At 46.6% G+C, this 24,551-nt stretch carries 13 protein-coding genes; 2 read left to right on the forward strand and 11 right to left on the reverse strand.

Going from position 1 to position 24,551, the window contains the following annotated elements:
• Positions 1–146: 146 nt before the first annotated feature.
• Positions 147–8,657, reverse strand: a complete 8,511-nt coding sequence (locus SDE_RS18150; protein WP_011469940.1) for a hypothetical protein — start codon at positions 8,655–8,657, stop codon at positions 147–149.
• 527 nt (positions 8,658–9,184) lie between these two features.
• Entirely contained in the window at positions 9,185–10,225 is a 1,041-nt protein-coding gene (locus SDE_RS18155; RefSeq protein WP_011469941.1) for an alpha/beta hydrolase, read from the reverse strand.
• Between the two features lie 193 nt (positions 10,226–10,418).
• On the opposite strand from SDE_RS18155, the gene SDE_RS18160 reads away from it, so the two are divergent.
• Positions 10,419–11,510, forward strand: coding sequence for a mechanosensitive ion channel family protein (locus SDE_RS18160; RefSeq protein ID WP_011469942.1), 1,092 nt, complete (start codon positions 10,419–10,421; stop codon positions 11,508–11,510).
• A gap of 99 nt (positions 11,511–11,609) precedes the next feature.
• On the opposite strand, the gene SDE_RS18165 is transcribed toward SDE_RS18160, so the two are convergent.
• The 8 genes from SDE_RS18165 to SDE_RS18200 all read right to left on the reverse strand — a co-directional run bounded on the left by SDE_RS18165 (position 11,610) and on the right by SDE_RS18200 (position 22,309).
• The gene (locus SDE_RS18165) at positions 11,610–12,116 is read right to left on the reverse strand and encodes a rhomboid family intramembrane serine protease (RefSeq protein ID WP_226986515.1); all 507 of its coding nucleotides are present in this window, start codon (positions 12,114–12,116) and stop codon (positions 11,610–11,612) included.
• 87 nt (positions 12,117–12,203) lie between these two features.
• Positions 12,204–17,540, reverse strand: a complete 5,337-nt coding sequence (locus SDE_RS18170; RefSeq protein ID WP_011469944.1) for a DNA repair ATPase — start codon at positions 17,538–17,540, stop codon at positions 12,204–12,206.
• 123 nt (positions 17,541–17,663) lie between these two features.
• Positions 17,664–17,912 carry a hypothetical protein gene (locus SDE_RS18175; protein ID WP_011469945.1) on the reverse strand — a complete coding sequence of 83 codons (249 nt, stop codon included), beginning with the start codon at positions 17,910–17,912 and terminating at the stop codon, positions 17,664–17,666.
• Positions 17,913–17,935: 23 nt separating this feature from the next.
• Positions 17,936–18,172 (reverse strand): hypothetical protein, encoded by a 237-nt coding sequence (locus tag SDE_RS18180; RefSeq protein WP_011469946.1) that lies wholly within the window; start codon positions 18,170–18,172, stop codon positions 17,936–17,938.
• Between the two features lie 98 nt (positions 18,173–18,270).
• Complete coding sequence (locus tag SDE_RS18185) at positions 18,271–20,205, reverse strand: flotillin family protein (RefSeq protein WP_011469947.1); 1,935 nt, start codon at positions 20,203–20,205, stop codon at positions 18,271–18,273.
• A gap of 26 nt (positions 20,206–20,231) precedes the next feature.
• Positions 20,232–20,912, reverse strand: a complete 681-nt coding sequence (locus SDE_RS18190) for a DUF1449 family protein (RefSeq protein WP_011469948.1) — start codon at positions 20,910–20,912, stop codon at positions 20,232–20,234.
• Positions 20,913–20,972: 60 nt separating this feature from the next.
• The gene (locus SDE_RS18195; protein WP_011469949.1) at positions 20,973–21,662 is read right to left on the reverse strand and encodes a PspA/IM30 family protein; all 690 of its coding nucleotides are present in this window, start codon (positions 21,660–21,662) and stop codon (positions 20,973–20,975) included.
• Between the two features lie 11 nt (positions 21,663–21,673).
• Positions 21,674–22,309, reverse strand: coding sequence for a biofilm formation regulator BacA (locus SDE_RS18200; RefSeq protein ID WP_011469950.1), 636 nt, complete (start codon positions 22,307–22,309; stop codon positions 21,674–21,676).
• Positions 22,310–22,703: 394 nt separating this feature from the next.
• Between SDE_RS18200 and SDE_RS18205 the strand changes: the two genes are divergently transcribed.
• Positions 22,704–23,885, forward strand: coding sequence for an MFS transporter (locus tag SDE_RS18205; RefSeq protein ID WP_011469951.1), 1,182 nt, complete (start codon positions 22,704–22,706; stop codon positions 23,883–23,885).
• A 9-nt stretch (positions 23,886–23,894) separates the two neighbouring features.
• On the opposite strand, the gene SDE_RS18210 is transcribed toward SDE_RS18205, so the two are convergent.
• Positions 23,895–24,446 carry a pyridoxamine 5'-phosphate oxidase family protein gene (locus tag SDE_RS18210; protein WP_011469952.1) on the reverse strand — a complete coding sequence of 184 codons (552 nt, stop codon included), beginning with the start codon at positions 24,444–24,446 and terminating at the stop codon, positions 23,895–23,897.
• Positions 24,447–24,551 lie beyond the last annotated feature (105 nt).

Genomic DNA, 24,551 nt, shown 5'->3' on the forward strand with positions numbered 1-24,551 from the left:
CGCGCTTTTGAATGCTTAGCCGGTTTGAGTGGCGAGCTACAGCGACCAACACACATGCCCACCTTTATTCAAGCCCAAAAAAACCCAGCATAAGCTGGGTCTTGTAGGAGCGTGCGACCAACTTGCGTCGCACTTTCTACAGCAACTTAGGGCGCGAAGGCATTAAGGATGTCGTCGCGCGCAGTACTGTTGAATAACAGGCCTTTTTCTTTGGCACCGGCTTCGCGCATATAACCAGAGCGAACCATTGGGCCATCGCCTAACTCATCTTCTGCAAATACAAATGGATGTAGCTCATCGCCATCCATATGTAATAGTTTTGCCAAGCCATCTGAAATGCTATAACCAACGGTATCAATACCGCCTTTGGTCATTTTATTTGCTGCCACCTCTGCAAAGAAAGCGCGCTGACCGTTGTCGTTTACACGCTCAAACATTACAAAGATATTTGCATCGGCATACACACCATTATCAGATACTAAGTAAGCTTTAACATGGAAACCACCTTGGTGATCGTAACCATCACCAACCCATAAGCTTACTTCGACGCTGGTACCTAATTGGCCCATAGTGTTAATAACGTCATCCAAGCTTGTGGCTAACACAGGTGTGAATGTACCGTCGCCATTGTCGGTCCACTGGGTAGTTACACCATTTGCGCACATTAAGCTTTCTGGTAAGCCATCGCCGCCCCAATCGCAATCAAACATCATGCTGTCTTCTTGCGTGGTAATTTCGGCAATGTAGGCTTTAGCACCACTGTTAAAGGTATCGGTTTCTAAAAGGCCAACTTCGTAAGCGTCATCAAGCACCGCCCAAATGGGTACGCCGAACATATCTAATTCAAACAATTCAACATGTTGCGGGTCGATGGTAGATACATTGCCGGCAAAAGTATTTTCAAGAATGGCTACTTGATCTACATCGACAAAGTTGCTGATAAGTTTCACTTCATCAACCATATCGATACCGTTGTCGGTGATATACATGGCGCCTTCCATCTCGGCCGAAATATCTACCCAATCGTTTGCGGTATCAAAATCGTAGCCGAAGATAGTTTCTACAATACCAGTAGCTAAAGCACCGTATTCGAACTCGGCTTGGTCTGGTTGACCATCACCGTTTTCATCCCACATATCACCCCAGAACCACGCTACACCGTTATCGATAACAGTTTTTTCTGCAACCTCTGCTGGCAAGGTGCCCATTACATCGGCGGCGCCATTACACACTACGCTGCCATCATCTGGGCCGTGGTTTTCGGTGAAGCTAAAGCTGAAAGTGCCACTGCCTTCTGAGTAAACACCGGTAGCGCTAAAGTTACTATCGCCAATGAAGGTTAAGCCACCGCTTGCATCCATAATGGCAAACAAACCGTGATCATCTTCGTCGTCACTTTCAATATGGAAGAACACTTGTGTGCCTACGCTTTCGATTTCCATAAATAGCAATTCGTCTTCGTTGGCTACACACTGCTGGGTATCCCAGTCGTATTCTTCACTACCCGTTTGATGAGCTACTTCTACCATGTAGAAGCCGCTCATGTTTGGCACCATTGCGTCACAAGCATCACCAATACCGTTGCTATCAGCATCTGCTTGATCTTGGTTTGGCACTATGCGGCAGTTATCTACCATGTCGGAGATGCCATCGGAATCTACATCCATGTCAGACTCTGAGCCACATGCTGAACCGTCTACGTTAAAACAGGCTGGTTCAGTGCTGTCACAAGGACTGCCATCTGGGTTGGTACAGCCGCCATCACATGGGGTGCCGTCTGGGTTGGTACAGCCGCCATCACATGGGGTGCCGTCTGGGTTGGTACAGCCGCCGTCACATGGGGTGCCGTCTGGGTTGGTACAGCCGCCGTCACATGGGGTGCCGTCTGGGTTGGTACAACCGCTACCACATGGTGTGCCATCTGGGTTCACACAGGCTTGCGAATTATCTTCAAGCACGCGTACCTGTACATCAAAACCACTATCGAACAGGTCAACCATCCAGCGCACACCATTGGCGTCGGTGTACTCTAGGTAGTAGCCGCGATTGGCTTCACGGGGGAACTCAAACATTGCGCCGGTTTCAAATTCGCCGGTTGTTTCGTTAAACGTTCCCAACCCCACATCGTTAGTAGTATCAGCAGTGCTAACGATTAAACCGCTAGCAGTTACTTCTACATTAAACGCCCCCATGTCTGTCATTTCGGGGGTTAGCTTGCCGCCATCATCCAAAAATAGTGAGGCAGCGCCACCGTCACCTAAGAAGAACTCCGCCACAACAGCTGGGCAATCGAAACAGTCGCCAGGGCCACCAGGGCCGCCGTGCACTTCCCACCATTCCAAGTGGCCTTCGCCGTTGCCGCGCAAGTCAGTGAAGATATTCATTTGCTTATCGCTAAAGGTAAGTGTGAATTCACCCCAGCCCATGCTTTCTTCAACCGTACCCGTATAAGTACCATCTTCATTGGCGGTAAGGTCTTGGTGCCCCATGTCGGTCATTTGAGTTACACCTTCTAGTGCATCGCTAAAGGTAAATACCCAAAGTCCTTCAAGATACGTAGCGCTTACATCGGTTGTGCCATCACCGTTAATATCGTGATCACCCGCCAAACTCTGACGAGGTGGAGGCAAGTACCACGCTAATTTAACAGTGCCATTGCGAATGTAACGCACATCGAAATCGACAGGTTGGCCGCTATTGTGAGCAATAAACATAAAGGCAGGTGAAGAGATATCTAAAGTTGCCTCGCCTTCGCCGTGGTAGCTATCGCCACCTGCGGTTAGGGTAAAGTCTGCCCATAACTCAACATTGCCTTCGTGATTAACAAAGCTATTGATGTTTAGCTCAATGATTTTTGAGCCTTGATCTGGGTCTACCAATACATAGAACCCAGGCATGCTCAAATCAATATTACCTTGGTCGTTAACAGGACCTTCTATTACTAGCGCCATTGGGAAGTTTTCTGAAACACCCATGCTGGTGCCATCGCCGCTTCCGGTAAAGAAGTCCGTCATTACTGACGTGTCATCCATATCGCCGCAGCTTAGTGAAAACTCATCGGTAGAAATTACACCGCAGGTTGGCGGAACAATTTCTGCGTCTGGGTTGGAAAGGTCCACATTAAAGCTTACTACCGAGCCACTGGTTAGCTGGCCAGAAGTAAGGTGGTGGCGACCGCCGTCTACAAAGGCTTCGGTCACGCCGGTGCCTAAGTTGAGGGTCGCCGACGGTGCGTCATCAGCCGCTACAGATCCAACGGTAAACAGGGTGTTTTCGTCGGTACAACCTTCTGTAGATGGCAATGCTTGTCCACCGTCAGCACTGCTTGCCAAGCACACGGTGCTACCCGCCTGCAGAACAATTTCGTTATCGATATAACCGCCGCCGTCGCCGCCGGTTGTTGTTACATCTTCTACTGTGAAGCTACTGATACCGATAAAGTCGCCGGCATCGTTTTGTAAACGTGCATTGAGGGTGAAGTCACAGCTGCGACCACCTAACCACGATAGGTGTACGTTAAAGTTAGGACGGACATCACGGCCAGTTTCATCGCGTGCAGGTGCATAGAATTGCACGTTTTCTTCTGGACGATAATCTTCACTAGGCAATGAAGCTGGGCAGTAAACAACTAGCTCGTATTCGAACGCACCGGGGATGATGGCTCCGCCGAATTTTAATTCGCGGTTTACATCTAGGCTGGTGAGTTCGCTAAAGCTTGTAGGCTCTTCGCTGCCAATTTCTATGGTCATATCGGTTAGTACGCTAACTGAACTTGGCACTAACACGCCCATTTTACCGCTTACATCAGGGCGCGCGGGGCAAGCTTCGCTACCGCACATAAAGGCATTGCCGTTTAGATCCACTGGAGCGCGGAACTGCACTGTGTATTCAAAATCTACACGCTGCGGCAATACATCCATTGTTGCGGTTGGTACTTCCAACTGGAAGCTAACGCGATCGCCAGATCGTTGTTTTAGCGAAACAACCACGTCGCCGGCAACATCGCGACCACTACATTGATAATCGCTGAACTCGCCAAAGTCATTAATGGTGGCTGGTGTACAGGTAAACGTAAGTTGCTCGCCTGCATCCGCACCAAATATTGCGCTATCAATTAATACCGCTTGAATGTCACCAGGGTAGAGGTTGAAGGTTTCAACAAGGAACGACATATCCACGCCACCTTCACCATCGGTTTGCGCCAGTGAGGTTACGTGCAAGCCTTCGTTAAAGCCGCCGCCACCTGCAGAGCCACCAGTAGACGGTGCGGTGCCTGGTACGTTTGGATCATTGTCGTTTGGATCGAACAGTGCAGGTACGCCATCGAAGTCGGCGTCGAACACATTACCCACAACCGTATCTGGCGCTGCAGCTATAGCAAGGTTCGGCATATCTGCTGGGCAGGTACGGCCTTCATCTAAGAAGCACACCACATTGCGTGGGTCCAACTCGCCGCTATCGTTAGCGATATCTGCAAATGGCACTACATCTAAACTAATTTCAAAATTAGCATGCGGGTCGTCGGCAGGCAGATGGCGAACAACACGCGCTAAGAATGCAGGAGAGTCGGGTTCTGCTGCCATGTCATCAAATATGGCGATGATGTTGTTGTGCTTTAAGTTACCCACAAAACTGGTGGAAAACTCAGGTGCAGGGTCCATCACATATGCCAAGGTTTGTTTGTTAAAGCTTAGTTTTACAAAAGTGATACCAGCGCGACCTGCATTAATGCGCACAGGAATGCTGCTGAAATCGGGTGGGTTACCAAACACTGTGTCGAAATCTTCAATGGAGCTAATGTTATCGCCAAAGTGGTTACTTGCGTAACGGATGAACACACCATCGGTTGCACTTGCTAGTGCGTTATATGGCTCTACGTTGCCGTCAAAGCTAAGCACTTGGTCTGGCAACCAGTCTGGGCCCATGTAGTCGGTTGGGTTTTGCAATACTACCCAATCGCCATAGTTCATTAAGTAGTGACGCATTCCACCGTCACCAGCACTACCTGCGGGCACATCTTCAAATTTCGCATCAGGAGCCTCTAAGTTGCGCAAGCTGTTAACCATGGCGAAACCAATATCAATAAACTGCTGTTGGTTGCCATTGGGGTCGTCGAAGCTATCCATAAAGCGCAATTCAATTACCCAGAATGCGCCACCGGCATCGCGCATTAAATACAAGCGATCGTGCTCGAATGATACGGTAGGGTCGAGTGCAATTTCTGATAAGAGTATAGAGCTATCAGCTACGGCTTCTGCTACTACGCTACCCACATTCGCCCCAAGTACTGAGTGCAAACCGAACAATGGATTCAAGCCTGAGGAATCACTAAGAGATAACTCCAACTCCCCGGCGTTGTAACCACCAAACATTGGTGCAAAGCCAACACCGTTAGCGCCTACAATGCTCACACCGTTTGCAGTGGTTTCGAAGGTGAAATCAACGGTACCTTGTTCGTCACTTTCTTCCGCTGCGGTCAGGTAGATAGGTGCACCAGGAACGGTAAAGTTAGAAACATCAATCCCTTCGATTGAACTTGTGCCATCGCCATTAGGACGACTTTGATCGGCCACAATGCCTAGGCCTGGAACATTAGTGAAGGCCTGGTCTGGACCAATAAACATGGGGTACATGGCATCGCATAAGTTAAAGTCTGGTGCGTAGCCATCTACATAAAAGAACAATTCAGGAAGTTGCGTTTGATAGCTGGAAATGCCGAAGCGCAATACATAATCGCGGCCATAGTTTTCGCCATCTTTCGACGCAAGACCTTCGATAGTGTAAGTGCGACGCACAGGGCCACTACCACTTTCTAGCGTACTGGTAATGGTTGCATCTAGCTTATCGCCTTTGAAAAACTCACCTGTTGCATGATTGTAGCTAACCGCGAACACGCTCAGGTTTAAATTTTGTTGCGCATTGCTAGATAAGGGGTCGGCACCGTCGAAACGTTCTACCGTACAGCTAATATCCACCGTATCGTTACGCGATCCTAAGTCATCGGCAAAATCTTCTGCATTGTGTTCTTTAAACTCGGGCAACTCGGGCAAGCCATCGATAGAACCTAACACTTCTGCACGTGCTGCTGCGAAAAATTCACCATTACTTATTGCTGTTACATTTAATAAAGAAGATACAAGTGACGCTACGGTGACAGATTCACCGGCCACCATCACTTTGTAATTGTTAAAGTTAGGCACCATGCGAGAGTGGGCAGTGCCTGCTGCATCAGTAATGGAAATTTCTCTAAAATAACCGCTACCGCTATCAATGAGGTAATTACTTTTTAGTAACAAATCCATTAAGAACAGTGCTGAGCGAATATTAATAGAGCTTTCACTGGTAAGCGTGCGACCAAACAACGTTGAAGGTACAGAAGACGTTAACCCTCGCGCTACACGGTCACGTGCACTGATGTAATCAGGCGCGGCTGGTGTAGTTGCACTGCCTAATACTAAGGTGCGGTAGTCGGTAGCGACTTCTGGGTAAACATCTAATAGAACATTTACTAAATCAAAATTCACACCCTGCTGGAATTCAGCACGCTGGATAGCAGACTGCACAGCGTTGGGGGCAAATTGTGCGTAAAAACTTAAACGCTCGGTTAATAGTGCCGCCGTTTCTGTAGCAGAAGTACCTAAGGTTAAGCTAAGTGCTCGCACAAGCTCTGAGCTGCTTATTACATCAGCACCACCGGCTAAGGGGGTTAAGCGATCATTAAATATTGGGAACCCTTCTGGCGTTAAATGCACAGATTCAGTTGCCCAAGTAAAGCTGCTGGCAAGTACAGATGCCAAACGCTTCACTTTAATAGTGCTGTCTTTGTTCGCTACCAATTTTGCAACAACCGCTTGCGACACTAAGCTCGAGTCTTCTAAACGGCGCGACAATTGATGGTAAAGGCGCACGCGGTCAACCAAGTTGAAATCCGCTTCGCTGGGTACTGCATCGGGGTTAGTAATATTAGCAAAGGCACTATCTAAGTTAGCCTGAAACTCTTCTTCACTTAACCCACCCATTAAGCGTGGAATTAAATCGGTAAAGGCAGGCACATAATAAAGTGGTGGCTGCGGTACACCGTTATCATCCAGTACGCCAAGGGCTGCGTCTGGGTCGGCGGTGTATTTACTGGTTACCTCTAAATCACCCTCACCTATTTTAAATAAACGGATATTGCGATTACCAAAACCGCGGCTACCGGGTAATAAATTATTGGGGATGTGAGCCGGCGCATTTAAGTTGATTGCAACCACACCTGCGTCGTTGGCTTCGTTTGTTTCTACAATTACCGCCAAGCCCATACTAATAAAGAAGCGCTGAAGGGTTTGCGTTAACTGACGATTACGCTCTGCCTCTGCAGCAGCTAGAGCTGCACTTGCATCGGCACCATCTTCTAAGTCAAACAATTCGTTCAGGCTACCGCTTACTTCGGCTTCGGTAATTTTAGCTTGCGACTCTTCGGCTATTTGTTCGTTTAGCGTCGCTTCCAAGCCAGAAAGTAAACCTTGCTGCTCACTGTCTAATGAAGAGCTTAAAGTACTTTCTTCATCTTCGACAACTTCGTCAGCTTTTACTACCGAATTTTGCAGCTCAATAAGTTCCTCGTCGGATACAGTTTCACTAGTTAGTAAAGCATCTAATGACCTAACTTCGTCAACGGAGGCCTGCACCTGCATTTCGCTTTCCTGCTGGGCAATAACACTAGCAACCGATTGCCCCTCTGGAATTTCGATGACACTATCTTCAGCCTCTTCAATAACACGCGCAATTTCTTGCGATACCGTTGAAATTACCGATTCTGTTAGCGTGGCTACCGTTTCTTCAGAAAAGCCCAATTCATTAAGCGATTGAATTGACGTTTTAATTTGATCAACAATTGTTTTAACTACACGGTGAACAATTGGGTCGACGGTTACAGGCTTAGGAAGATTCGTTTCCTCGTCAACATCGTTAGGGTCGGCAATCGATTGAATTGCCTGTGCTGTTTGCGATTCACCTTCACCGCGTACGATTAAAGCGCGTACTGCTATGCGCCCCAAAGCTCTAAACGCAGCAAGCACGTCATCTTCAGAAGTCTCGGCAGTAACAAGCCCGCGCGCAATTAAATAAGGGCGCACATCCGCAACCGTTACTGAGTATGCACCGTTCTCATCGGTTCGCACCGTTGCAATCGGGTTGGCAAAATTCACATCGGACAACAAGAAGAGCGAGACCAACGCACTGGCTGCCACCATGTCATCGCGCGTTAGAGTGTCGCCTGCTCGGCTTAACTTTTGCGATTTGCTCATTTTGGCGATCGCATCAGAAGGAGCCGAAAGCTTGCGAACCACTTTGGTTTGCGTAGCGCTTTCTGTTGGGTAAGTAGCAACCGTACCAGATAAAGACACCTTAGATTGTGGTTCTGGTTCCGGTTCCGGTTCAGGCTCTGGTTCCGGCTCTGGCTCTGGCTCTGGCTCTGGCTCAGGTTCTGGTTCCGGCTCAGGTTCTGGCTGTGGCTGGGGCTCTGGTTGCGGTTCTGGCGTGGTGACACCGCCGCCACCTCCGCCACCTCCGCCGCCGCAACTTGAGAGCGATAAAATCGTACCCGAGGCGATGAGCAAGATAAGCATCACCCTCACGACTTTCCTCAGAAAGCTTCCAACCACATTTTCATTCATAACCGTACCTTTAATAACTTTGCTTTAGAGTTGTGAAAGCCTAAAGAGGTGTCTCGGTCTTCGGGCTTTTACGCTATTGCAAAATTATAGGCAGCGATTTTAGACAGGCTGACTAACGAGCAATAAGAAGAAATATATGCCAAGCATTCTGTAACATTTTTTTGTCGGTTAAAATCAACAACTTAGCGTACATAGGTGTCAACAAACCCACACATCGTCAAAAAAAAGTACATACACGCCGTGTTCCTATGAATAAAACCTAAAAAAAACCCATAGAAAACAGTTTTGGGTTATTAAAAGTAAAATTTAAAAGCACAGAAAACAACAAGAATTGAATTTTTAAATCAAAAAAATATAAAAATAATTTACTTTTTAGTGAACCAAATTAATTTTTTGCAAAATTCAAAACATTGAGCTAAAAGAGAGAACCAATAGAAAAAGAGGGTGAAATATAACAGGTTAATACAAAAAAAAGACTAAAAACCAGCTAAAAATTCCGAAATGTATACACCCAGAAAACTCACAAATCATATTGAACGAAAGAAATGAGCAACAGATTCAAACATTGGTGTACGAAAAGAATCTAATTCATTTACTAAATGATGCTTAGCTTGATCCACAAGTACAATTTGGGCGCTAGGTGCCAGCTCTTGTAGATATTCTATATTTTTTTGCCAATCGACTGTTTTATCGCCAGTACCTTGTACTATTAATAAAGGCGTATCAGCCAACTCCGGGGCAGCTTCCCCTTTTTCAAATCGCAGCGCAATTACCCCAACCCAGCCCGCCATTGCTTTAAGCCATGGTATAGAAAGACTACGTGATTGCAGCGGATCGTGCAGTTTTAAAAAGTCGCAAAAATCTTGATTGTGTGAGTTAACCGAAAAACCGCGCGGGAAGGTAGCCAACATAGGCCCCAGTAGCGCGATAGCGCCGCGAATAAGTGCCCACTTATGGGGCCGAATTAATGGGGCCAAATACACAGCCTTTGCCAAAGCGCCGCGCTCACCAAAAGCCAGCTGATAGTTCATAACTGCCGCTGCACCTGTACTCTGGCCAAGCGCCATTACTGGCAACGCTGGGGCAACATGCTTGGCGTGGTTTACTGCGCTTTCCACTACAGCGGCGTAATCGGTAAAAGATTGTATCGCCGCACGCGCGCCTTCACTTAAACCATGGCCGGGCATATCTAGGGCTATTACATTGAGCCCCTCAGACAGCAAATGCTCTACTAAGGTTAAATAAAGCCCTGTGTGGTCAAACAAACCGTGAAAAAGACACACAGTCGCGCGAGCATCGACTTGGCTCCAACTGTGAGCCACCAACTGCAAACCATTGGAAAGCGCCAAAGTACCAATACGGTATTGCGCATGAGGTTTAGCTGCACTTAGCTCAACAAAGCCGTAATGTGCAAAATAATCGGTAAACGCTGGTGAGGGGCCATCGAGTACATCCATAACGGCAGCACTATTTAGCGGGCTTAGTTGGCTGCGCAACTCGGCAATGGCGGGTTCTGTTAAGGCCTCACCTGCAACGGCGAACGAAAAGGGTAACGCATTGTTCGCCATAAAAGCGGCTTCCTTTAAAGAGTGATACATTCATACGCACAACAACCAAAATATAAGCTATGCGCTACGCCAATACCACCGCAAAAAATGAAATAGTTGACAGAGGCCACAGGGGCGCCACAATACGGGGAAGCACTTAGCAGATCAACACCTGCTTGAACACATTATTAACACTAAATACAGGGACTACACGATGGACTGGGAGAAAGCCTACGCTTTTATACTTACCCTTACCGCGGTGGATTATGCGGTAATTGTGGTTAACCTGCTATTAATTGCGTTTGCCCGCCCACTGCTTAAGCGCTATACCGCCGAAAATGTACCCGAAACTACCTTTGCCTTTCGCGTAAACCTGTTGCGCGGCCTAAATTTGGTAATACTACTGGTGTATAGCTACGAAGATTTTTACAAGCCCGTGGCAGAAAACAGCGGCGGAGTAAAATTTTTAGGCACCATTCTTATATTCTACTTGTGCTACCTTTCCAATTTTCTCTCCCAGCATTACATTCAAAAGCTTTACGGCAAAGCGCGGGTAATAAACGATAAAACCATTTATATAGAAACTTACCAAACCCGACTGTTAAGTATTTTAGCGGCTATATTCATTACGATTATTGGCATTATTTCTATTGTTAAACAGCTGGGTTTCGATTCGCTGTTAGAAGCAGGGGGCGTACTGGGTTTTATTGGTGTAATGCTTGCGCTTACCCAGGGCGCATGGGCACCAGATATTATTAGTGGATTAATATTTTTAAACAGTACCCAGTTCGAAGAAGGCGATATTGTAGAAATAGACAACGGCATTATTGGGCGGGTATATAAAACTAAGTTATTTCATACGGAAATTCTAAACCTAACCAACAACCACCGCATTATGATTCGCAACTCAAAGTTGCGAGACAATGTTATACACAATCTTTCTAAATTCGCCTCGCCCAAAGGCCTGCGAGAATGCCTAAGTTTTAATATTGGTTACGACGTGGCAATAAAAGACGTTAAACACCTGTTAAGCACCGCCTACCAACGCGCCATAGACCAGAAAATCCCCCTAGAAGGCCAACACGACCCAGATATAAAACTACTAGAAACCGGCGACCACGCAGTGACCTGGGGCATTTTATTTTACGTAAAATCGGTAGATAAAATTGTGCCCATTCGCCGAGATTTTCGCGAAATTATATTAGCCACATCAATTGAAATGGATATTTCGCTAGCGACGCCTTTGACCCATGTTTTTAAGGGGGAAATTTTTGGAACTAGTGGACAGATAACAGATAACAGATAACAGATAACAGATAACAGATAACAGATAACAGATAACAGATAACAGATAGTTTAAATTGTTGGCGAAGCTTAGCCAGCACAAAATCACAGTAATTAGCAACTAGCTTCTGGTGGCTGTTTTTCTATTTAGGTAAGCGTAGAGAACGCCGGCTAGGGCGCCGAATAAGTGGGCTTCGAAGGATATGTTTGGGCGGCCGGGCAGTACGCCGAAAATCATACCGCCGTACAATAAAACTACGCCAACAGCGATTACAATATCTAGCACGCGCCGCTGGAATACCGCCATGGCAATGGCAAGCGACCACAGGCCAAATATCCAACCACTCGCGCCTATATGCAGGCCGCCACGCGCAAATAGCCACACTAACAAGCCACTCACTACAATAATAAACAGGCTACTGCGGTAAAAAAACGGTACACCGCGTAATAAACACAAGCTGCCAAAAATTGCCATGCCAAGCAAATTATTGGCAAGATGGTAAGTACTACCGTGTAAGAACGGCGATGTAAATATATGCAATAACGATTGCGGGTCGCGCGGCTGTATTCCCCAGCCGGCGAAACACCCACCCGTAACAATGTGCGCTACATGTACAAGTATTAACACCGCCAATACAGCGCCCAAAGTCCGAAACCCCGTGCGCAGCCGATACTTAAAACGAGAAAAGCTAGCCCTCACTTTTAATAAGCTCGGTTACGTCGCGGGCTTATCAAGGCGATTATTTTTAACCTGCGCTTCCAATTCGCGCAGGCGGCTAGATACTTCACTCATTTTTTCGTGCGTGCGCAAATCTATGTCTAGCTTTTTATCCATACTGCGCACTAGCGGAAAAATGCTGTGCTCAATGGTTTCAGCCAATACACTTAATATTTTATCTAAGCCAGGCACAGGCTGGTTCACCACCTCTACTTTAGGCGCCTCTGCAGGTTTATTTAAACCCGAAGCCAGCGCATTTAAGCCATCACCAAACTTACCAAGCGCTAACCGGAGCAACTTGCTATCGCGCTGTGCTTTTTTAACCGCTGCATCATCATTGGCAGCAGCAAGCATTTCTTGCGCGCGCGATTCGGCAGTTGTCGCAATGTGATTGACGCCCTGCACCAAATCCACCAACTGCGCCACCACTTTTTGGCCAGTGTCGGCATCGTCGCCGCCCATAGCTTTGTTACGTAAAAAGTCTGCTTTAATTTCCTGCCAACGCTGGGTTTGCTCATCGGTCATATTGCCGCGCAACTCAGCTAACTTAAGTAAGTTTTCTTCTGCTCCACCGGTTAACAATTGCGCTTCGCCAAGGTAGTGATCTTGAATAAGCTGCATAAGCTCTTGGTTATTCATCACTGCCGATACCTTCTCCCCCATTTTATTCATGTTGCGGTAGCTACCCTGCAACTTAAAAGGCGGTTCGGTGCGATACTTATCCGCTTGGGCAGCAGAAATAATATATTGCTGGTTAATTTTAAGAATCACATCGCGAATAGCGAACATTTTGCGCAGCACATCGACTATTTCGTTAATTTCTGCACCACTGTATTGATGCTTTAAGTCGGTGGTTGCAACGTCTTTGCCCTCTGCTAATTTAATTAGCAAATACACATCGGCAATATCGCGTGCAGCCAAAGGTGCCAACACAGGGTTGGAGGTTAAGCTATTTTCGATGTAACTCATGGCAAACTGCTCGTCCATACCACCCAGCACATCACCTAGGTTGTAAATATCGGCGCGGTTAGCCAACATATCTGGAATTTTAAATACTTCACCAGATTCAGTGTATGGGTTACCAGCCATCACTACGCAGAATTTTTTACCGCGCATATCGTAAGTTTTGGACCGGCCTTTCCAAATGCCTTCTATGCGGCGCGTGCCATCACACAGCGAAATAAACTTCTGCAAAAACTCTGGGTGCGTGTGCTGAATATCATCCAAATACAACATCACGTTGTTGCCCATTTCTAACGCTAGGTTAAGCTTGTTCAATTCTTGCCTTGCGGTTGCGTTGGGTGCTTGCTCTGGGTCTAACGACAACACATCGTGGCCTAATGACGGGCAATTAATTTTCATAAAGATTAAGCCAAGGCGGCTAGCCACGTATTCCATCAGTGTGGTTTTACCGTAACCGGGTGGCGAAATCATCATCAACAAGCCCATCAAATCGGTGCGCTTGTTTTCGCCCACCGTGCCCATCTGCTTGGCGAGGTTATCGCCAATTATGGGTAAATAAGCTTCATTAATTAGGCGGTTGCGCACAAACGAACTAAGTGGTCGCGGTTTAAATTCCTGCAAGCGCAATGCATTGCGCTCGCGCTCCGCTATAGTTTGGCGCACCGCTAGGTATTCGCGGTAGCCTTTTACAAAAACGGTGCGATGGTAATCTAAACGCAAGAAGAACTCATCGACAGCTAACGATAAACGTCTATCTACTATACGTTTGTGGTCGCCCATTAAGCCGTCTATTCGCAACTGTAGATCGGCCTCAGTTGGACGCCGGTCTATACGCTCGTCAGCATTGATCATAGCGGCAGCTTCTGGGATATACCGCTCCAATTCGGTTAGCTTGCGCTCTTTAACCATGGCCGCCAACCACGCACACGAAAGGTTCCAGCGCTCTGCAGGCCAGCCCATCATTTTTTCTAACGCAACTTGGAACCGGCGCCAGCTATCGTCGTCGAGCGCGCGCTTTAATTCTTCAGTTAATAGGCTCGCATATTTACTACCTATAAACTCTGTGCGCTCTCGGCCCAATTCACACACTAAGTAATCGGCTGCGCGTCGCAGTTCTATGTCTTCTGCAGCTATAGGGTGGTAAGTTAAAAACTCACGCATTGCTGCGTAGACTTCATCCACTAAGAACTGATGCGCTTCGTTGCTGGCAAAATACTCGCGCATACGCGCAGCCGATTGCGCACGCTCGCCCCAGGTTTCATAGGTGAGACGTTTATTTTGTAGCTGGTCAGATATACGTTGGATATTCGCCCAAAACACTTGCGCCAAGCCCCTGCTTTTGGGGTCGAACACTAACAAATCTGCGCTTTCCATTGCCGGCACTATTGCCTGCAAAATTTTTACTGCATCGTGATCGTGAATGCCTTTTTCGTAACCCTCTTTGTAGCGTGGCGTCGCGAATTCGCGCACCAAGCTGAGCGCTGCGTTCTCATCCTGTAGCGTGAGGTTGAGCTTCTCTAAACTTAAACCCGCTTCTTGTAATTCAGCTGCACGAATAATAGTGGCAGCGAGAAACTCCGCCCGGTAAACCGTGTCGCTTTCAGATTCGAGCGATACCTGCCAATAGGGCTTTAATGCTAGTAGCGCTTCGTCTTCGATACTTTCAAAATAATCTGTACCTGTTAAGTGGCAGCTCAGCCCTTCGCCACGGGGGATAATGGTGAGATCTAGCTCCTGCGTGTTAACGCTAAATTTATGGCGCGGGCCAAGCTTAATAACAGAACCGCCGCCTTCATAGATATCGGATTTATCGCGCAATACACGCTGTGATTGCTCTTTAATCGCTTTGAACTTGGCTTCAATGTCATCTGCCTTAACCGCTGCGTTTAGCTCGCGCAACTGCTCAACAAATTCGCGAACTTTGTGCACCATAGTATCGGCAGCAAAGTACGCGTTCATTTTATCGGGCTCGGTAAATTTATTTGCACGCTTTTCTATACTTTTTAGTACGCGCTCTGCTGCGTCCGCTAACGAGTGTGCTCTGCGCTCGCGCTCGTCGAGCAAACGCTGCTTGTGGGACTCAAAGGTTTCGTAGATTTCTTCGCGCTTGGCCATAATATCGGCCAAAAACTGATCCAAGTGACTAAACTGCGATTCAAGCTCTTCCAACTGCACCAAAAGGCGCGACATTTGTTCTTCGCAGCTTTCTGGGGTGGTAGCCAACCCAAGTGCGTTAGTAATACTTTGCGTAAATAATTTAAATTGGGCCGAGAACTCCGCCACGGCCTCTGCCGACCCCAAGCCCTTCTGTTTGTGTCGCGCGTCGGCTTTGCTTTGGTTGAGTTTCGAGTACACCTCGGAGATGGCATCGATAATACGCGTACGTAAAGTCGCATCATCTACTTTTAATGTAGAAAGCAGTTCTGATAGCAAATCTAAGCCGCTGGCTGTTTTTTCTATCGTTTCTAAAACGGGCTTTAATTCGGCGATCGTTTGCGCCTCTTCTGCCTCAGCATTTAAGCTTTCTATTTTATCGTAGTAGGGTAATAACGCATTATCGCTAGAAAGAAACACAACCGTTCTTTCACTTAAGCTAGCCTGCGCCTGCTCGAGCTCTTGCCCCATTTTTTCTATAGCGGCCACATTGATGTAGCGATAGCTTTTTATGGTTGCTAAATGGCCGGCGTGCTGGCGCAATTGATCGAGGGCGTCGACATATTCCTCGGCGGTTTCCCAAGAGGACGAGCGAATAGCTTCAATTAATTTCTTGTGCTTAGAAGTGGCAGTAGCAAGTGCTTCGTCTGACTGCTTGCGAATACTTTCTACTTTGGCGAATTCATCAACCGCCAATTCCGCCGTTGCGGCTATTTCGCGTAACTCGGTTTGAATATTAGTTAACCCTTGCTGAGTTTTATCTAAAACCCAGTAGTGATCATCGAATACTTTTAGGGCACTGCGGGCTAGTTCTTCATACACCCGTACCGATACCGATTGATTATTTACAGCACGGCAAATACTAAATAAATCGGAGATACCGCGCACAAGGGCAGCATTGCCTATGCGACCGAAAAAGGTTTGGCTTGCCGGTGCGTTGCTTGCAAATTCATCACTTACATAGGGGGTTTGCCATATTTGCATGGGGTGCACGCGCGTTGGTTCCCCTTCTGCAGAAAAGATAACCAAACGACCGTCGTCGGCTAAAGCGTAGCCGTGACCAAATATTGGGTTGAGCAATTTTTTATCAATCATGTTGTACGCCAATAGCGCTACAACACCTTCACCCGGCTCATAAAACACATAGAGCACATCTTCGCCATTGGGCGAGCGAATGACACGCTTAAACCGCAAACCATCTGTTTGCTCTTCAAAGGTTTTGTACTCACCATTTTGTAAATAGTAGCCGCCGGGAAAAACGATACCGTGATCTTCAGGTAGCTGTACGCACGAAGCACCCACTGCATCTATGCGCTTTACACTACGGATTAGGGTATTAAATACGAAGTAACGCCATACAGTTTCTTTATATGGCAATACCTTAATAAGAATGAGGTCGCCTAGTTTGGCGTAATGAAATTCTGCATCGTCGATAGACTGTGTTTTGTCTTCAACCGATTCGGAATAAATACCTTTACCATCTTCGGTATTATTTTCTATTTTTATAGTTAGGTCGCCGCCAACAGTTTCAACGAATACCTTATCTAAAATATTTACATGGGGATGGCGACCATGCACGGTATCTTCACGGGTGCATTGCGTCCATTCAAAGTCGTAAGCGGGGGGCAATTGAATATCGCGCTCACCGCGATTATCGATATATTCTACGGTATCGCCGGTGGCCGATACGGCCCAACGAAATACGCGAATATCCTCTAAGCGCTCACCAATTTGAAAGCCCATTAATAGCTTACCGTCTTTTACGGTTAGCTCGACAAGTTTGGTGGCTTTGTAGTAGCGATATAATTCAGAAAAATCTTGTTTGAAGCGAGTATCGGCTAGAAATGTACCTTCCTTACTCTGCTCATGCAGCTCTAACGCATCGCCCTCGCCCGTAAGACTAAATAACGCGAATACATCTTCTACGAGCGTTTCTTTTTTAAGGCCAATAAAAACGTTATAGCCAAATAAAAGGTATTTACCTACCTGTACTATGTCGCGCGCAATACAGTTATTTTCGGTGCGAACACGTACGCGTGCAGCTACGGTCATTTCTGAGCTGCCAAATTCATCCAAGCGTGCCTGGTTTATTTGGCGGGTGGCTTCTTCTAGCTTGTTTCCCTGCTCGAGCAAGCGTTTGCGAATAACCTCATAGGCTCCACCTTCTGCAACCGCATTATCCACGAGTTGTTCTTGCTCATTTATTTCTGCAGACATACCTAACGCATCCCTAATTATTTGTATCGCTTACAGCTATTCTTTTGGTTTAGACGGCGGCATATTCAAATTGCCGCTTACATGGGCGAAGCAATACTACCTTGCTCGCCCAATTGGCTTGTGTTAGCCAGATATGCCTTCGATTTTTTTCGACAAGGCTGCAAGCTTAGCCTTCATTGCATCATCGACTTCGGCAGGTTTTATTTTGGCGACAATACTGCGTAAAACCCGCACTTCATTCTGATCAATTTCGCCATCCTTTTCTGCAATGGCAATAATTTTACCTAGCTCTTTTGCATCTAACTTGCCGTCATTTGCAAAACATTCTATTGAGCGAAAAGACATTTCTAAATAATCGCGTGATTCCGTCATAATTTATTCCTTTTTAAAAATATTTATTTGCCTTTGGGGATAATTTCGCCTTCAACTGGGGCAGGCTCTGGCTGCACATCGCCGGTAAAAGTTTTGAGTAGGCTTTCACCAAAAATGCCCACTAGCGCCCCTACACCTGCACCCAGTAAAGCAGTACTGGCAGTTTTATTATTTTGCGCCCCGGCCAATGCACCTAAACCCGCACCAATTGCCGTTGCCACACCTACATCTTTATTAATAACTTTTTTGGTTATATCCATATTTATTCTCACTCGTCGCGCAGCTGGTGGCAGGCTCGTGTTTACCGCTCACGCCCCTGCCACGCGCATTTCTGGCAACGCCGCTACATTTCCCGCGACTATTGCTGTGTTTCTACCACTGGTGCCTTGGTTGCGGCCTGAGCACCGGCAGACATCGTCATTACTTTTTCAAGTAACGCTTGTATGGTGCCGCTTTTACCCGCTAAGCCATCTACCGCCTTACCTATAGAAAGTGACTTGGCAAAGTTATCAAAGAAGTGCTCTTCACCGCCCACAATATCGATGTGTGCTTTTTGCAGTGCAGTTGCCAATACTTCGGCATTTTCTTTCGCGATTTCTTTACCAGCTTCGATAGACGCCAATGCTTCTTGGAAGGCCGTTTCTAGCGTCATGCGGAACTCTTCGTGCTCGCGCGCGCTTTCGCTCATTTTGCCCATCGCGTCAAATTTCTCGACTAAGCCATCTGCTTCAGCTTTAAATTGCTCGCGCGTAACGTCTGCTTTGGCCAAACCGGTTTCGCGTACCGCTTTCGCTTCGGCGTCGCCTTTCATTGCAATTACATTCGCTTCAGATTCACCTTGCGACTGAGTAACTCGCGCTGTGGCCAGTCCTTCTTTCTCCATTGCATCGGCTTTGGCTTCTTGCACCTTCGCTTCTGCTAAGCCGTGTGCAGCTTCTTCCGCCTGAGTACCCTCTGCCAATTTCTTCTTCGAATCCGCTTCTTTTGCTGCGGCTTCGAGATTAGCTTGCGCTAGAGTAGTTATTTCAATGGCTTTATGTTTGGCAGCAGCTTCTTGTGCCTCTGCATCTTTGGTTATTTTAACTTTCTCTTCTTCCGCTTTCGCTTCTGCTGCAAGCACTTGTACCTGCTTAGTGCGGTCAGCTTCAGATACTTCACGCACTTCTTTGATTTTCTCTTCTTCGATAGCAACAGTTTTATCTACCGCTACTCGCTCGCGCACAACATTAGCAATTTCTTTTTTCTCTACTTCAATTGCTTTTTCGGCTTCAATTCGCTGCAATTCTACTTCGCGTTCGCGCGCTACAACTTCGAGATCTCTTGCTCGCGTTACTTTTTCTATTTCAATCACTACAGCGCGCTGGCGATTTTGCTCTGCCACTTCAATTTCACGCTTTTGATTTTCCGATTGCACTTGCAGATCTTGCTCCACCATAATGGTGGCCATTTCTGCCTTTTTGCGCTCTTCTTCTTGCACGCGTTTAGTTTCCGCTTCTTCACGCGCTTTAATGGTTTCCACCTCACGCTTTTGGCGAGCTTCGGCATCTGCCTGCTGACGCTCAAGCTCTAGCATCGCTTCTACGGTAGATACGTTCTTTTTCTTAATGGCCAGCTCTTCGTCGCGCGAAAATATGTTGGTTTGAATATTTTGCGTAGCTGTTAGCTCGGTAATCTTGCGAATACCTTCTGCATCAAGAATATTTGCTGGGTCCAGCGCGCTTTTTGGCGTTTGCTCTAAGTAATCAATTGCAACATCTTCTAGAGCGTAGCCGTTTAGATCGTTGCCAATTACTTCAATAATTTTATCGCGAAATTGCTGGCGATCTTCAAACAATTTAACGAAATCTATTTGCTTACCTACGGTCTTCAATGCTTCAGAGAATTTAGCATTAAATAATTCGTGAACAGCGTTTTTATCCGATGCACGATTAGCACCTAACGACTTAGCCACTTTTAGAACATCTTCTGGCGTTTCGTTTACGCGCAAATAAAACGCAACAGTTATATCTGCTCGCATATTATCGGCACAAATTAGACCTTCTTTACCGCGCCTATCCACCTCTAGGGTAATAAGCGAAATACGCATCAATTCCTTTTTATGGATAACCGGCAATACCCAGGCACCGGTAAAGAACACTTTTGGGCGTGCGCTCATGTCATTTTTTATTAACGCTACGCCTTGTTCTACTTTTACGTAGAAGGCTTTGAACAGAGCCATTACACCAAGCAGCACACCAAATAGAATGCCGACTCCAATCAATATTGCCATAAATAGCGGGGCATGTTCTGCCATGTTTATCTCCTTATATAAGCCTTTGCTTAATTATTTAAAAAATCTTTTTCTGATATTACGCGGTAAGTATTACCTACAGCGTCGTATTCCAATAAAATTACTCTATCGCCACGGGCAAAGGTTTCATCCTTATAACTCCGCACCTTTACGATTAAACCCGCACCACCATCTTCCACGGTGGCCTCGCCGAATGTTTTATCTACCCGACCAGTACGCACTATGCCCACCTGACCCACAATGTGTTTTTCTACATGTTGATCTGCCTCTAAAAAAAGCGGCCTTAGCGGGCGTATTATTTGCGCAGTTACCATTGCCGACATGTAAAGCACACCAATAAAAATGGGTATACCTACAATAAACTCCAACAATGCCCCTGGCACCCAAGGGAAAACAAAATACACAACCGTAAAACAGGTAAGCCAACCTATTAGCGTAATAAGGCTTAACACAATAGTGAATGGCACACCGTTAAGACCAAGCTTAAGTAGCAGGCCCGCCATAACATTTAAGTTATCTATACTGTCTGCTGCACCGCCGTCGTCTACGCCGAAGTTGAAATCTAACGCATCTATCTCGACCAGCCCTAACACCGCAAATATCCAATAGAACACACAAAATGCGAGCAGCACGGTAAAGATAACCGTCGGAAACGACGAACAAATCTCGTAAAACGGGTCCATGGTTTCTGTGAGTAGTGCGGCAAACATAGGGGCATCCTTCTAAGCAAAGTGAGCAAAACACTGCCCAGCAATAAAATACATCGATAGTTACGACTTTTTGTTTTTAAGTCTATCCAGCACATCCTGCGCTCTAGCACCGCTTGCTGCAATCCCTGCTTTTTCGAGCTTGTCTTGCAATGAGTCTTCGCGAGAGTCCTCTGCTAATTCGGCCGCGGCCTTAATTTGAGCAGATTTAAGCGCTTGCTTTTCTTTAATGCGGTCGAGCGAATCCATAGCGGTACGCAATTTAGAATTTGAGCCATTGTGACGCTCAGCAACCGCTACTTGCGCGCGCTGAACATTTTCGGTGGCTTTCACCGTATCTATTTGCTGCTTAATACGCTTTATATTTTGCTCGGCTGCTAAAATAGCTTTGCGCAAATCGTTAGCACTCGCCGCAAACTGGGCCGCCGATTTCTTCTCGGTATCCAGCTGGTTTTCTAGGTCGGCTATTTTTTCGGCCACTTCTAGCGCTAATGCATCGTCGCCTTTTTCCATAGCTTTCACTGCATAACCTTCGTATTCCGCAATGCTTTCGCCAATGCTCGACGCTTTTTCTTCCGCCAGCTTTTGGCGTGCCAAAATTGTGGTTAAGCCATCTTTAGAATGCTTTAACTCAGCCGTTGCGTCGCGAACTTCTTGATCGAGAATACGCAACGCCTGACTGTCAACAATAAGCTCGCCCGCTTCGTTTACACCGCCACGTAACGCAGTAACCATTTTGGACCAAATATTCATGATGCTCTCCTCTAGCCTTTGGCTGCAATTGAGGGGGTTAAGTATTCGCCATACGCTTCAGTAGCATTTATTACATTCGAAGCGAGGGTTTCTATTTCAAAAATAATGTTTGGCAAAATAGACGCTGCACTTAATGCGCCGAACATATGGTAATAATCTTTGCCGTCACTCAATGTATCCAAACTAATAGTGGATAGCGGGAAGTACTTATGGGTGCGCAAAATAGTATCGTTAAACTTGGCTATATCGCTCACCTCGTCGGCACCCCACAGTACCGCCTCCACGATTATTTGCTCACCCGCCACAGTTAAAAACAAAGGCAGATCGCCGTATTCCAACATAACAATGTGAAGTGCAGGCTCTACACCATCAATAAGCTCTGCCGTGGCGCTGCCCGAGGTAAATAGCTCTTCATTTAGCAGTGCCTCATGCAGGCTCTGAGTAGTCCAAGTCTTAATCGGTGCTGTCATAACCCCTTCTCCTTTTCCGATAACGTTTACTGGTTGTGGTTGCCGCAACAGCTTCTCGTACACCGTTAGCTGCTTGGCGTTTGCAGGCAGTATCCAAACCTCCTTTTTAACCAACCCCATATCCCGTAGGCGCTGGCGATACTCACGCTGATAATGTGCAGAAGATTTTGCTTTCATGAATTAACCATATCAGATTACATGTAATACGCAAGAAATTTTACATGTAATTAATTACAAATATTACATGTAACAAAAAATAGAGACCTATCTAATTGTTTATTAAAGATTTTTATATTACACAAGGAGAAGTTAAAAAAGCAGAATTAACCAAGAAGAGCGGTACATCCGGTGTTATTTTGCTTACAGCATCCCTGTGCGCTAGGGCCAACAATCTACCCACAGGCCGGCCTTTGTGCAAGGTAAATCAGAGGCTCCCAAGTAGTAATACCTCTAATTAATTCGCAAAACGAGAGATCTTTGCCCGCAAGCAACATTTCACCCTGCGTGCATCTAGCCCCGCAAACCAGCAACCATTACACTTGCCATCCGCTCCACAGGGATCAACTGAGCCATGCTTTCACTACCGCGCAATGTCTGGGTGCTAGCCTGCACCATATCGTTAACAATGGCTGGAATTTCGCTGCTAATGCTGGTTGGCGGGCTTATTGGTGCCGAGCTTGCGCCCAGCCCAAGCTTGGCCACGCTGCCCATTGCCGCTTTTGTGGTTGGCATGGCTGCCAGCACTATTCCCGCCACCATGATTCTGAAGCGCTTTGGCAGAAAGGCCGGCACCTATTTTGGTTTTTCTGCCACCGTACTCGCTGCGCTGTGCGCAATAACGGCCGTGAACAGTCACAATTTTTGGCTTATGGTGTGCTGCGGCTTACTTATCGGCACGGGCACAGCGTTTTATCAGCAGTTTCGTTTTGCCGCTATAGAAAGCCTATCCGACCCAAGCAATACCGGCCCCGCACTTTCGGCACTTATGCTTTTTAATATTGTGGGCGCATTAATAGGGCCAGAATTAGGCACGCTCGGCCGCCACATGCTTAGCGGCTATGCAGAGTACACCGGCTCGTTCTTATTATTAATTGGCCTTATTGTATTGGCGATGCTGATATTTAGCCTGTTTAACAACCCCATTGCTTCAGCAACAAACACAACATCTAGCGCCCGTCCGCTCAAAGACATTGTTCGCCAACCCCTGTTTATTATTGCGTTAATTTCCGCAGGTTTTGGTTATGGCTTAATGAGCTTTTTAATGACCTCTACACCGCTTAGCATGCATACCCATCACGGTTACAGCTTGGCCGATGCTAAATGGGTAATACAAAGTCATTTAGTGGCCATGTTTTTACCCAGTTTATTTTCCGGCTTTTTACTTAAGAAGCTGGGCGAAGGCAAAGTTATGCTACTGGGCGGAATACTCTACGGTGTGGTTATTCTTGTTGCGTTTGCGGGGCAGGCGTTGATGCATTATTGGTGGGCACTGGTTTTACTTGGTGTAGGGTGGAATTTTTTATTTTTAAGCGGCACAAGCTTACTACCCAAAACCTATAAGCACGAAGAACGCTTTAAGGCGCAAGCGGTAAACGACTTTATTGTGTTTACCGTGCAAGCAACTGCCGCACTAAGTGCCGCCTGGGTGCTGTTTGAGTTTGGCTGGCACACGCAAGTGACAATAGGTATTCCACTTACTGTGGTTATAATTATTGGCGCTACGGTATTAATAAGGCAACCAAAGAATACATAGCACAAGCAACTAGGTGTTAAGCTCTACAATGCTTGTTGATAAGCCATCTATCGTTGCCTGGTTTTTTTTCGCCCAATATTTCTTTAGGCCTTCGTCACCTTGCTTCACGGCCCAATCCCTAAGCAATTCGCGCTCGCCCACATATTCGAAATAAGGTACAGCCATACCGCAAGATGTTTGCAGCATTTCTACCTGCATATCAAATATTTGTCTGGCTCCGGCAATCGGCTCGAATTTGCTGTATAACTCGCTCCATTCACTGTCGTTTTTATGAATAACTTTTGCTGTACCATATAAACGCATAATAACGGGCTTGCCCTCAAACGCAGAAAACATAACTGTCATACGCGGGCAACGCTGCACATGGGCTGCAGTTTCATTTCCGCTACCCGTTACGTTTAGCCAAATTACCCTATTGCCACCCAACACCCGAAAGCTATCCATGCCTTTGGGCGAGATGTTTACGCGGCTGTCTTCGGTGGCCGTACCTACAAAAAATATTTTTTGCGCTTCAATGAATGTTTTATGCTTTTCTAGAATTTCTTGATATTGCTGTCCCATAAATACACCGTAGCTTTTTAGCCAAAACTTTTATTGCATGAACAATGTTTTATGCCGTAATGAGTATCGGTTGACGCAACCAAAACTTTTGCGCAAGAGCGGCCA

It is taken from the genome of Saccharophagus degradans 2-40 (assembly GCF_000013665.1).
GTDB lineage: Bacteria > Pseudomonadota > Gammaproteobacteria > Pseudomonadales > Cellvibrionaceae > Saccharophagus > Saccharophagus degradans.